This is a genomic window from Pseudomonas fluorescens (assembly GCF_001623525.1).
Classification (GTDB): Bacteria; Pseudomonadota; Gammaproteobacteria; order Pseudomonadales; family Pseudomonadaceae; genus Aquipseudomonas; species Aquipseudomonas fluorescens_Q.
In genome coordinates, this window is sequence record NZ_CP015225.1 from 2,001,384 (window position 1) to 2,012,904 (window position 11,521).

The 11,521-nt window shown below is 64.0% G+C and carries 10 protein-coding genes and 1 pseudogene; 6 read left to right on the forward strand and 5 right to left on the reverse strand.

Annotated features, from left to right (window positions below; translation table 11 throughout):
• Positions 1-193: 193 nt before the first annotated feature.
• The 6 genes and pseudogenes from TK06_RS08495 to TK06_RS08520 all read left to right on the forward strand — a co-directional run bounded on the left by TK06_RS08495 (position 194) and on the right by TK06_RS08520 (position 6,127).
• Positions 194-835: a LysE family translocator gene (locus TK06_RS08495; protein ID WP_063321704.1), complete on the forward strand. Its 642-nt coding sequence runs from the start codon at positions 194-196 to the stop codon at positions 833-835.
• Positions 836-1,110: 275 nt separating this feature from the next.
• Positions 1,111-1,674, forward strand: a complete 564-nt coding sequence (gene msuE, locus TK06_RS08500) for an FMN reductase (RefSeq protein ID WP_063321705.1) — start codon at positions 1,111-1,113, stop codon at positions 1,672-1,674.
• 59 nt (positions 1,675-1,733) lie between these two features.
• Positions 1,734-2,921 (forward strand): acyl-CoA dehydrogenase family protein, encoded by a 1,188-nt coding sequence (locus TK06_RS08505; protein WP_063321706.1) that lies wholly within the window; start codon positions 1,734-1,736, stop codon positions 2,919-2,921.
• Between the two features lie 8 nt (positions 2,922-2,929).
• Positions 2,930-4,035 (forward strand): annotated as a pseudogene (locus TK06_RS08510) (sigma-54 interaction domain-containing protein).
• Positions 4,036-4,151: 116 nt separating this feature from the next.
• A complete protein-coding gene (ssuD, locus tag TK06_RS08515; protein ID WP_063321707.1) occupies positions 4,152-5,282 on the forward strand; it encodes an FMNH2-dependent alkanesulfonate monooxygenase in 1,131 nt (376 codons plus the stop codon).
• On the forward strand, positions 5,279-6,127 hold the full coding sequence (locus tag TK06_RS08520) for an amidohydrolase family protein (protein WP_063321708.1): 849 nt from the start codon (positions 5,279-5,281) through the stop codon (positions 6,125-6,127). The genes ssuD and TK06_RS08520 overlap by 4 nt, the downstream gene beginning before the upstream one ends.
• A 258-nt stretch (positions 6,128-6,385) precedes the next feature.
• On the opposite strand, the gene TK06_RS08525 is transcribed toward TK06_RS08520, so the two are convergent.
• The 5 genes from TK06_RS08525 to TK06_RS08545 all read right to left on the reverse strand — a co-directional run bounded on the left by TK06_RS08525 (position 6,386) and on the right by TK06_RS08545 (position 11,521).
• Positions 6,386-6,772 carry a hypothetical protein gene (locus TK06_RS08525; protein WP_063321709.1) on the reverse strand — a complete coding sequence of 129 codons (387 nt, stop codon included), beginning with the start codon at positions 6,770-6,772 and terminating at the stop codon, positions 6,386-6,388.
• A 10-nt stretch (positions 6,773-6,782) separates the two neighbouring features.
• Positions 6,783-8,006 (reverse strand): SfnB family sulfur acquisition oxidoreductase, encoded by a 1,224-nt coding sequence (locus TK06_RS08530; protein ID WP_063321710.1) that lies wholly within the window; start codon positions 8,004-8,006, stop codon positions 6,783-6,785.
• Between the two features lie 168 nt (positions 8,007-8,174).
• Positions 8,175-8,951 carry an ABC transporter ATP-binding protein gene (locus TK06_RS08535; protein ID WP_063321711.1) on the reverse strand — a complete coding sequence of 259 codons (777 nt, stop codon included), beginning with the start codon at positions 8,949-8,951 and terminating at the stop codon, positions 8,175-8,177.
• A gap of 65 nt (positions 8,952-9,016) precedes the next feature.
• Complete coding sequence (locus TK06_RS08540; protein WP_063321712.1) at positions 9,017-10,351, reverse strand: ABC transporter substrate-binding protein; 1,335 nt, start codon at positions 10,349-10,351, stop codon at positions 9,017-9,019.
• 105 nt (positions 10,352-10,456) lie between these two features.
• On the reverse strand, positions 10,457-11,521 hold the full coding sequence (locus TK06_RS08545; RefSeq protein WP_063321713.1) for a branched-chain amino acid ABC transporter permease: 1,065 nt from the start codon (positions 11,519-11,521) through the stop codon (positions 10,457-10,459).

The following is an 11,521-nucleotide window of genomic DNA, read 5'->3' on the forward strand; positions in this document are numbered from 1 at the left end:
GGCCGGACTGTAGCATTAAAAAAGCCGCCCCAACGGCTCAGTGCCCAAGGCAAGGCCCCAGCGGGGTCGCGAACCACTCGATGGACACCCCGAGGGCGGCTGCACCGATAGAAACGTTATGGCGGCTGTATTCAGACAACCCCAGGTTCTCCTGTAGGATGCACAACCTCTCAACCAGTCGCGAATGTGAACAATGGAACTGCACTCAATTCTCGCCTTTACCCTGGTCGCGGCAATCGCCATCGCCAGTCCTGGACCGGCCACCCTGATGGCGATCAATAACAGCCTGGCCTACGGGCCGCGTTACGCGGTGTGGTCGTCGGTGGGCAACGCCAGCGGACTGTTCTGCTTGTCGGCCGCCGCGATGCTGGGTCTCGGCGCGTTGCTCGCCAGTTCCGAATGGCTGTTCAACGCCGTGAAAGTCCTCGGGGCGGGTTATCTGTTCTACCTGGGCGCCAGGCAGTTGTTCAAAAAGACTCCGATACTCGCGCAGGATGTGCAAGCCGATGGCAAAACCAGCAAGCCATCGCGTTCAAAGCTATACAAGTCGGCCTTTCTGACAGCCATCACCAACCCCAAGGCGACGATGTTCTTCACCGCCCTGTTCCCGCAATTCATCGACCAGAGCGCCCCACTGCTGCCGCAGTTTCTGCTCCTTACCTCGATATTCGCCGGCTTGTCACTGGTTTCCTTGAGCCTGTATGCCGCCATTGCGGCCCAGGCCCAAGGCGTGCTGAAACGGCCAGCGTTTTCCGTGTGGATCAGCAGGCTCGTCGGCTCGACGTTCATCGGCTTCGGTGCGGCCATTCTGGCGATGCGTCGACCGGCCGTTTAGGACAGCTGCCTGTCTGTCATGCCCCGACCTGCGGGATGAACGAGAACTGAAGCCGTTGCTCACAGTGCACCAATCCCAGCACTGAAAGCTGTTGCCACAGGAACAGCGGCTCAACTGTTGCCTGAGCAACAGCCACTCAACAATTCATCCGCCAGATCAACAGTCACTCCCCCTCCCCGCCCCGCGAAGCCCAGTAAACACTGGGCTTTTCGCGTTGGTACGGCCCTTGCTCAAGCCCATGTACCTCGATCAACAGTCCAACAGGAACACCTAGGATGAGCACTCCACTGAAAGTCGTCGCCGTCTCCGGCGGTACCTCCCGCCCCTCCCGCACTCTGGCACTGACCGAAGCCATCCTGGGCGAGCTCGGCCAGCATCTGGTCATCGATACCCACTTGATCGAACTGGGCAACATTGCCCGTCCGCTGGGCGGTACGCTGTGGCGCAAGGAATTGCCGGAAACCGTCGAGCACGAACTGCGCCTGATCGAGTCTGCCGACCTGCTGGTGGTGGCCGCACCGGTCTATCGTGGCACCTATCCGGGCCTGTTCAAGCATTTGTTCGACCTGATCGGCCAGGACGCCCTGGTCAACACGCCGGTACTGCTGGCCGCCACCGGTGGCAGCGAGCGCCATGCCCTGGTCCTCGATCACCAATTGCGCCCGCTGTTCAGCTTCTTCCAGTCACTCACCTTGCCCATCGGCGTCTACGCCAGCGAGAACGATTTCGCCGACTACCGCATCGTCAGCAAGACCTTGCAGTCGCGCATCGAACTGGCTGCCGGACGTGCCGCTCGCCTGTTCGCCGGTCAGGCGCATGCACTGCGCAAGATCGCCTGAGGAGCCCGCATGACTGATTACTGCATCTGCCTGGAAGGCCATTGTGCGAGGGACATCGCGTGAGAATCCATCAACAACCCACCGTGCTTACGCCGCTGCAGACCGCTCGCCGCCTGGCCGCGGAATTCGCTGAAACCGCCGTCGAGCGCGATGAGGCCGGCGGCACGCCCAAGGAACAACGCGACGCCATTCGCCAGAGCGGCCTGCTGGCCCTGAGCATTCCCACCCAGTTCGGCGGCCTCGGCGCCAGTTGGAGCGAAACCCTCGGGGTGGTGCGCGAGTTCGCCAAGGTGGACAGTTCCATCGCCCACGTCTTCGGTTTTCAGCACCTGATGCTGGCCACCGTGCGCCTGTTCTCTCGCCCCGATCAGTGGCAACCCTGGTTCGAACAGACCGCCCGCAAGAACTGGTTCTGGGGCAATGCATTGAATCCCCTGGACACCCGCACCGTGGTCAAGACCTTCGACGGCTGGCGGGAATTCTCCGGCAAGAAGAGCTTCTGCTCCGGTGCCAGCGACTCGGAAATGCTGATCGCCTCGGCCATCGACGAAAGCGCTGGCGGCAAACTGCTGATCGCCGCCATTCCCAGTGGCCGCACCGGCATCACCCTGCACGGCGACTGGGACAATATGGGCCAACGCCAGACCGACAGCGGCAGTGCCACTTTCGAACGGGTGCGGGTAGAAGAGAACGAATTACTGCTCGACCCCGGTCCCCTGAGCACGCCCTTCGCCTGCCTGCGCCCACTGATCGCGCAATTGCATTTCTCCCACATTTTCCTCGGTATCGCCGAAGGCGCCCTGGAAGAAGCCCGGCACTACACCCTCAAGGAAGGCCGTCCGTGGTTCCGCTCCAAGGCCCAGCATGTCAGCGAAGACCCTTACGTGCTGCGCCACTACGGTGAGTTCTGGGTTGGCCTGGAAAGTGTGCGGCTGCTGGTGGAACGCGCTGCCGACCAGTTGGATGAGGCCTGGCACAAGGGACACGCCCTGGGTGCCGAGGAGCGCGCGCAACTGGCGCTGTCCATCGCCACCGCCAAAGTGGCCGCCGTACGCACCGGCCTGGATATCTGTAGCCGCCTGTTCGAAGTCACCGGAGCCCGCGCCACCCATGCTTCGCTGCGTCTCGACCGCCATTGGCGCAACCTGCGCACCCAAAGCCTGCACGACCCGGTGGATTACAAACTCCACGAACTGGGTGAATGGGCGCTGAGCCAGACGCGGCCCACCCCCTCCTTCTACTCATAGGGATACCCATGCAACTGCTGACTCTCCCCCCCTTCGCCGACACTGGCTACCTCGATCCGGGCGACCGCACAGGTCTTCGAAGACCCTAGATCGCAGGCGCTGCTCGCCCACGTGCAACAGGTCGCCCCCCAGTGAGGCCAGCGTCCTGATCATTGGCGAGACCGGCACGGGCAAGGAGCTGGTCGCACGCCACATCCACAACCTCAGCGGCCGACGCACCGGGCCCTTCGTTGCCGTCAACTGCGGCGCCTTTTCCGAATCGCTGGTGGAAGCGGAACTGTTCGGCCACGAGAAAGGTGCCTTCACCGGTGCCCTCGCCGCCAAGGCTGGCTGGTTCGAGGAAGCCAATGGCGGCACGTTGTTCCTCGACGAGATCGGCGACCTGCCGATGGCCATCCAGGTCAAGCTGCTGCGGGTGCTGCAGGAGCGCGAAGTGGTGCGCCTGGGCTCGCGCAAGAGCATCGCGATCAACGTGCGCGTGGTCGCTGCCACCAACGTGCAGCTGGACAAGGCCATCGGTGCCGGCCACTTCCGCGAGGATCTGTATTACCGCCTCGATGTGGTCAGCCTGCAGCTCTATCCGCTGCGCGAGCGGCCGGGCGACATCCTGCCGCTGACCCGTCACTTCATCAAGACCTACTGCAACCGCCTGGGCTACGGCGAAGTGCGCCTGAGCTCGGGAGCCGAGCGCAAACTGGTGGACTACGGCTGGCCGGGCAACATCCGCGAACTGGAGAACGTCATCCACCACACCCTGCTGGTATGCCGCAACGGCCTGGTGCAGGAAGACGACTTGCGCTTGTCGTCCCTGCGCATCGAGCGCCAGGAACAACCGCAGGCCAGCCTCGGCGAGAGCGCCGACGAACAGCTGCTGCGCACGTTCCACCGGTTGTTCGAAGAACAGGCCGGCGGCCTCCACGAGAAGGTTGAAGACAGCCTGCTGCGCGCCGCCTACCGTTTCTGCCACTGCAACCAGGTGCGCACCGCCAACTTGCTGGGCCTGAGTCGCAACGTCACGCGAGCACGCCTGATCGCCATTGGCGAGTTGGTGGTCAACCGACGCCGTCCGGACGTCAACACACGCCCGGGCCGAGCCCTGCAACTGTCGATCTAATCAAAATAAAACCAGGCGATGCGGCCCGGCCGACAAAGCCCCAATACGCCAAGCGTTGCGATATCGGAAGGCCTATGCGCCTTTCCAGACTCCCAACCGCACAAGGATCAAACCTCATGAGCCTGGACATTTTCTGGTTCCTTCCCACCTCCGGCGACACTCGCTACCTGGGCCATTCCGGCAGCGGCCGACCAGCGACCAACGCCTACATGCGCCAAATCGCCGTGGCCGCCGATCAGCTCGGCTATGACGGCCTGCTGATCCCCACCGGCGCCAGTTGCCTCGATCCCTGGGTGACTGCCGCCAGCCTGGTTCCGGTGACCCAGCGCATCAAGTTGCTGGTGGCGCTGCGCACCTCGCTGGGCAACCCCACCGCCTCGGCACGCCAGGCTGCCAGCCTCGATCAGGCCAGTGGCGGCCGCCTGCTGCTCAACGTGGTACCCGGCGGCGACGCCACCGAACTGGAAGCCGACGGCGTGTTCCTCACGCACGACGAACGCTATGACGCCTCCGATGAATTCCTGAGCATCTGGCGCCGCCTGCTGCAGGGCGAAACCGTCGACTTCGACGGCAAGCACCTGCAAGTGCGTGGCGCCCAGAACCTCTTCCCGCCCGTTCAACAACCCCACCCGCCGCTGTACTTCGGCGGTTCGTCAGAGGCCGCCCACGAATTGGCCGCCAAGCATGTCGATGCCTACCTGAGCTGGGGCGAGCCCCCCGCTGCGGTGGCCGAGAAAATCGCCGACGTGCGCGCCCGTGCCGCCAGGCATGGCCGCAGCGTGCGCTTCGGCGTGCGCCTGCATGTGATCGTGCGGGAAACCAGCGAAGCCGCCTGGGCCGCTGCCGACGAGTTGATCAGCCACCTCGACGACGCCACCATCGCCGCCGCCCAGGCCAACTACGGCAAGATGGACTCCGAGGGCCAGCGGCGCATGGCGGCGTTGCATGGTGGCGACCGCAACAAGCTGGAAGTGGCGCCCAATCTGTGGGCCGGTGTTGGCCTGGTACGCGGCGGTGCCGGTACCGCCTTGGTGGGCGACCCCGACACCGTCGCCGCACGCCTGCTGGAATACGCCGACCTGGGCGTCGACAGCTTCGTCCTGTCCGGCTACCCGCACCTGGAAGAAGCCTATCGCTTCGCCGAACTGGTATTCCCGTTGTTACCGGGCAAGGGCAAGGTCACCGTGGAAGGCGCCTTCACTGGCGGCGCCTTCGACGTTCGCGCCGGCAAGGAGAAAGTCGCATGAACATCATCGACCTGCGTTGTCGCCCGGCCTACCTGCACCCCTTCTTCGGCGGGGTACCGGGCTCGCCCGAACACGTCGTGGCGCGCTGGCTCAACCGGCGCGTCGGCACCCGCGGCCCGGACGATCACTTCGAACGCTCGCTGACACCGGAGGGTTTTCTCGACGAGGTGCGTGACGCCGGGCTGGACAAAGCCGTGGTGGTGGGCCGCCACACGCCGAGCCAGCACCTGCCGAATGAGCGCATCCACGAAATCGTTCAGGGTCACGATGAGCTGATCGGCATCGGTTCGGTAGAGCCGGTGCTACAAGGAATCGAAGGCGCCCTGTCGGAAATAGACCGGGCGATCGATCACCTGGGCCTGGCCGGCATCGACCTGGAACCGGGCTTCGCCGAGCCGGCCCGGCACCCCGACGATGCGCTTTACTGGCCGCTCTACGAACACCTGCAAAAGCGCGGTGTCCCGCTGTTCCTGATGAGTGGGCCGACCACCCCGGACCCGAGCTACAACGACCCGGCACGCCTGGCGGCCGTGGCCCGCGCGTTCCCGGACCTGTCGATCGTCGTCTACCACGGCTACTGGCCCAACGTGCAGCAGGCTCTCGGCGTTGCTTTCCGCTTCGAGAACGTCCACCTGGTGCCGGACATGTACCTGTTCCAGCCGGGCAGCGAGGGTTACGTGCAAGCGGCCAACGGCTACCTGGCCGACCAGTTGCTGTTCGGCTCTTCCTACACCTTCCGACCGATCCGTCAAAGCATCGAAGACGCCCTGCAACTGGGGCTGAAAGACGAGGTGCTGGAGAAGTTTTTCCACGGCAATGCCAGGCGGCTGTTTGCGTTGACCTGAGCCGGCCAGACAGCCTGGACCTTGTGGCGAGGGGATTTATCCCCGCTGGACTGCGAAGCAGTCCCTCTCAACCTGCCTGAGACACCGCGTGCCCAGGCTTTAGGGCCGCTTCGCGCCCCAGCGGGGATAAATCCCCTCTCCACAGGAGTTTCCTCAACAGCCACATCTCCTCAACACAGCCAGATCTTCTCAATCCGGGAGTGGGCGCTACATCCTGCCATTCGCCTGCCCCCACCCCCAAATAGCGATCAAATCGACTCAAGCCTGCCCTGCTTGTCCGTCGGCCAACGCAGCGCCGTTCAGGTAATGGTCGCCAAGCAGCCGACGCTGGGTCAGCAATGCCGGCTCGGGGTTGTCCGGCCAGGGCCGCGGCAGGCTGCGACCGGCCAGCTCGAAGTACACGTGGCCGGCCAGGCGCGCCGCCTCGGCGGCGGCCAGGCGAAACGCGATGGCGGCCGACTGGGACTCGTCGGCGTACTCCAGCAAGGCATCGGCAGCGTCGATGCGGATGCGCAGTTCACCGACCGCGGCGATCACCAGGGCTTCATGACGGGCACTCTGGGCACGCAGGTAGTCAAGCAAAGCGGCCTCGACATGGCGGGCATGGGCCAGGTCGCTACGGCCTTGGGAATGTAAGTTGGACATGCGCGGTACCTCAGTTCCAGGAATGACGTTGTGGCTTGATGCCGTTGAGCAACTGATTGCCGACCAAGTGATATTTCCAGCGCACCGGATCGTGCAGGGTGTGGGTCCGCGCATTGCGCCAGAACCGGTCCAGCCCCTGGCTGGCCGAAACGCTACGGGTGCCGCCCAACTCCAACAGGCGGCTGGACGCCTCCAGGGAAATCTCGGTGGACAGCACCTTGGCCTGGCCGACGATCACCGAGGCTTCAGCCACCCGCTCCTCGCTCGGCTCGGCGACCGCACGGTCGACCGCGTGGGCCGCGCGACGCAGAATCGCTTCGGCCGCTTGCAGGCGCCAGGCCAACTCACCGATCAGCGCCTGGCCAAGTGGGTCCTGCCAGCCGTGTTGAAGCCCGCTATCCACCCATGGACGCGCCTGCCGTGCCACCCGCAAGGTCTCGGCGAAGGCGCCACGGGCAATGCCGGTGTCCACCGCAGCCTGGATGATTTGCGAGATCGGGCCGTCGGAGGTGGGTTGGTCATAGGCCTTCCAGGCCGGCACCACGTCGCTCGCTGGCACCCGTACACCTTCGATGCGCACCTGGCCGCTGGCAGTAATGCGCTGGCCGAAACCGTCCCAACTGTCGATCACCGTCAGACCCGCCGCATCCCGTGGGACGAGGGCGATATGGACGTGCCCTTCCTCATCCACTCCGGCAACCGGCACGATATGGGCGAACAGTGCGCCGGTGCAGTAGGCCTTCTCGCCGTCGAGTACGGCCGTGTCGCCGTCGAAGCGTATCTGCGTCTGGAAGGTGGTGACGTACTGGCTGCGCGCTTCGGAAAAGGCGTTGCCGAAGCGGTAGCCTTGCAACACCTTGGCGTAGTAACGGCGCTTCTGCTCCTCGCTGCCAGTCAGGCTGAGGTTGCTGAGCACACCGAAATGGTTCTGCGGCAACTGGCCGAGGGACGGATCAGCAGCGGAAATGATCGCGATCACTTCACTGAGAGTGGCATAGGACACCTCGGCGCCACCGTATGCCTTCGGCACGCGGATCGCCCATAGCCCGCTCGCGGAAAAGCGTTCGAGCTCTTCCCAGGGCAGCCGCCGCTCGCGGTCGCGCAAGACGGCCTCGCGGGCGAAATCCTCGGCCAGGCGTTGCGCCACCTCGATGGCTTCGGCATCACTACGGATGATATGGGCCGGGCTCCGAGGCGCCGGGCGGACCTGTTCGGAAGACAGTGATTGGGTCATGTGCTACTCCATGCATAACGGGTTCCCCTGGGCTAAAGCACAGCCCGTACCAACATACAAAACCCTTTATATTCAATAAGTTGAATAAAGTACCGAGACGCAGGAAAGCCCCGTAAAAGGCAAACTGTGGATGAACTGTTGCCCGGCGAACAGTTGGTGGTTCATCCATCAGCCGGCCTTGCCACCCAGGTAGAAATGCTGGATGTCTTCCCGTGCCGCCAGCGCCGTCGCATCACCCTCACCCACCACCCGCCCGTTCTCCAGGATGTAGGCGTAGCTGGCATGGCGCAGGGCGACATTGATGTTCTGCTCAGCCACCAGAAAACTCACGCCCTCCTGCGCATTGAGCTGCGCGACGATGGCGAAAATCTCTTCGACAAGGAGCGGCGCCAGGCCCATCGAAGGCTCATCGAGCAGCACCAGTCGAGGCTTGGTCATCAGTGCCCGGCCGATGGCAAGCATCTGCTGCTCGCCACCCGAGGTCAGTCCGGCCTGGGTCTTGCGCTTGGTCTTCAGCCGTGGGAACCAGGCGTAAATACGTTCCAGATCCTGCTCCAGCGCCCGTCGCGTCGGCTTGCGCAGGAAACCGCCACTGCGCAGGTTATCCTCGACCGTCAGATGGGCGAACACATGCCGCCCCTCCAGCACATGGACGATGCCCTGGCGTGCCAGCAGATTGGCCGCAACCCCGGCGGTGTCCCGTCCCTGGAAGACAATCCGCCCACGACTGACCTGCGCCCGATCGGCCTGGACCAGCCCGGAAATGGCCTTGAGCGTCGTGCTCTTGCCGGCCCCGTTGGCGCCGAGCAGGGCGACGATATCGCCCTGTCCGACCCGCAGGGAAACCCCGGCCACGGCGAGGATCGCTCCGTCGTAGATCACTTCGATGTCTTGCACTGCCAGCAACTCACGGCTTTCGGTACCAGCAAGGGCCGCAATGGTCATGGTTTCCTCCCCCTTGGGCGCATTCGCGCCCGGTTGCGTTTCGATTTGCCGAGCTGTGCGCCTGGTTACTGCGCCGCGCAATCGCGGAGGGTCACGCCCTTCTCTTTCGCGTACTCGGCGGCCTTGGCATCGATCAACGGGCGCAACGTGGCGCGATCGGCCTGGACCCAATCGGTGATCAGGTTCCACTGCTGGCCGTCCCACTGCTGCACTTTGGCTGCCCCACCACCCTCGTGGTCGTTGCAGGACAACCGCAGCGGTTGCATCAGCCCGAGAAAACCGATTTCCTTGAGGCGTGCATCGTTGAGGTCGAGGTGCTCCAGGCCCCAGCGACCTTCCTCACCGTTGAGCGGGCGATTACCGAAATGCTTCTGCCCGGCGCGGATCGCTTCGACGGCAATGGCGGCGTTCACCAGGCCAGAGTTGTAGTAGACGCTGCCGAAGCTCTTCGGATCCTTGAGGTCGCTCTTGCCGGTGTCGAGAATGTACTGGCGGATGCGCTGGTGGATGTCAAAGTTGGCGCCGCCCGGATAGGGTGTCAGCGCCAGATAGCCCTTGCCCGCCTCGCCCGCCGGCAGCACGTCTTCGTTGGAACTGGCCCAGATGTCGCCGACGATGCGCTCCACCGGGTAGCCGAAACGTGCCGCGGTCTTGATCGCCACTGGCGTGGACACGCCCCAGGTACGCAGGAACACCCAATCCGGCTTGAGTTGTCGCACCTGGCGCCACTGCCCAGCCTGCTCGTTACCCGGGTCGGCCACCGCGATCTGGATGTTCTCGAAGCCGTACTTCTGCGCCAGCAGTGCCAACGGCCCCTGGGTTTCCCGACCGTAGGCGGAATCGTGGTAGACGGTGGCGATTTTCTTGCCCTTGAGCTTGTCCAGCCCACCCTCGCGCTCGGCCACGTAGTTGATGAACGCCGAGGCCTCGCTGTAGAACGTCAGCATGACCGGAAAGTTGTAGGGGAACACCCTGCCGTCAGTGGCTTCGGTGCGGCCATAGCCGAGGGTGATCAAGGGAATCCTGTCGGCGGCGGCCTTGTCCGCAAGGGCATAGGCCGCTGGTGCACCATTGGGCGAGTAGATCGCCACCGGCGCGCCGTTGAGGCCATTTTTGAAGCGCTCGTAGCATTCAATGCCCTTCTCCGCCGTCCATTCGGTCTCGCACTCCTGCCAGACCAGCTTGACGCCATTGATCCCGCCTTCCACTTCATTGATGTAGCGCAGGTAGTCGATCATCCCGGCCCAGACCGGAATGCCACTGGAGGCATAGGCGCCGACCCGGAAGGTGGCCAATGGGAAGAACTGTTCGTTGGCCGCCTGGGCAGCAGGGATCAGCGCCGCACAGGCACCGAGCACCAGGCCTATGGCGGCGAGGCTACGTTTGAAGATTGCATGCATGATTGTTTTTCTCGGTTTGAGTGCCAGGCCGTGTAATGACGGCCGGTGGTTGGAAGCCTCCTTTCCCGGGATCGGGTCAAGGTCTGTTGGGTCGTGGGTCAGTGCTCAGAACCGCAGCGGCCAGACCCTGATGCGTTCGCGCAGATCGCCGAGCAGGCGTGCCAGTCCCTCCGGCTCCTTGATCAGGAACCAGATGATCAAACCGCCGAAGAGCACCTTCTGCAGGTTCTGCAGTTGCCCGGCGTCGACGTTGCCGTTGAACAGCCATTGCCCGGCATGGCTGAGCAGGATCGGCACCAGGCTGATGAAGGCTGCGCCGATGAAGCTGCCGGCAATGCTGCCCATGCCGCCGATAATGATGATGAACAGAATCTGGAACGAGCGGTTGATGTCGAAGCTGCCAGCACTGGCTGTCCCCAGGTAGGCGAACGCCCAGAGCGCCCCGGCGATGCCCAGGTAAAACGAACTGACGGCGAAGGCCATGCGCTTGTCGCGCTCGACCGCAATCCCAATCACCGAAGCAGCGGTGTCCATGTCACGGATCGCCATCCAGTTGCGGCCGACCTGGCTGCGCACCAGGTTGATCGCCACCCAGGTCAGCAGCACCACGCAACTGAGAGTCAACAGGTAGCGACCGACCGGGGTGGTCAGGTTATGCCCGAACAACTCCAGGCGGGGCGCGCTGATGGTGCCCGACGAGGCGTAGTTGTAGAACCAGGGGAACTTGGCGAACACCCACTCCAGGAAGAACTGCGCGGCCAGCGTGGTGACCATCAGGTAGAAGCCCTTGATCCGCGAACTGGGGATACCGAACAGCAACCCGACCAACCCGGCGATCACCCCACCGCCAAGCAGGGCCAGCGGCAACGGCAGGCCAGGCACGCGCAGCAGCAGGCCGTAGGTGGCGAACGCACCCACCGCCATGAAGCCGGCGGCACCGACCGACGTCTGGCCGGTGTAACCAGTCAGCAGGTTCAGCCCCAGGCCGGCCAGCGACAACACCAGGAAAGGAATCAGGATCGCATTGAGCCAATAGTCGTTACCCAGCCACGGCAGGCCGACAAAGGCCAGCAGCAGCAATAGCAGCAGGCCCGGTCGCCAGCGTCGACGCACCAAGGTCAGGGGCGCCTCGTCGAAGCTAGCAGTCAGGCGCGGAACAGTAGCGGTCAT

Coding starts and splice junctions, on each gene's coding strand:
- ssuD (WP_063321707.1), top strand. CDS start 4,152: ATGAGCCTGGACATTTTCTGGTTCCTTCCCACCTCCGGCGACACTCGC.
- TK06_RS08540 (WP_063321712.1), bottom strand. CDS start 10,351: ATGCATGCAATCTTCAAACGTAGCCTCGCCGCCATAGGCCTGGTGCTC.
- TK06_RS08545 (WP_063321713.1), bottom strand. CDS start 11,521: ATGACCGCTACTGTTCCGCGCCTGACTGCTAGCTTCGACGAGGCGCCC.
- TK06_RS08520 (WP_063321708.1), top strand. CDS start 5,279: ATGAACATCATCGACCTGCGTTGTCGCCCGGCCTACCTGCACCCCTTC.
- msuE (WP_063321705.1), top strand. CDS start 1,111: ATGAGCACTCCACTGAAAGTCGTCGCCGTCTCCGGCGGTACCTCCCGC.
- TK06_RS08530 (WP_063321710.1), bottom strand. CDS start 8,006: ATGACCCAATCACTGTCTTCCGAACAGGTCCGCCCGGCGCCTCGGAGC.
- TK06_RS08525 (WP_063321709.1), bottom strand. CDS start 6,772: ATGTCCAACTTACATTCCCAAGGCCGTAGCGACCTGGCCCATGCCCGC.
- TK06_RS08495 (WP_063321704.1), top strand. CDS start 194: ATGGAACTGCACTCAATTCTCGCCTTTACCCTGGTCGCGGCAATCGCC.
- TK06_RS08535 (WP_063321711.1), bottom strand. CDS start 8,951: ATGACCATTGCGGCCCTTGCTGGTACCGAAAGCCGTGAGTTGCTGGCA.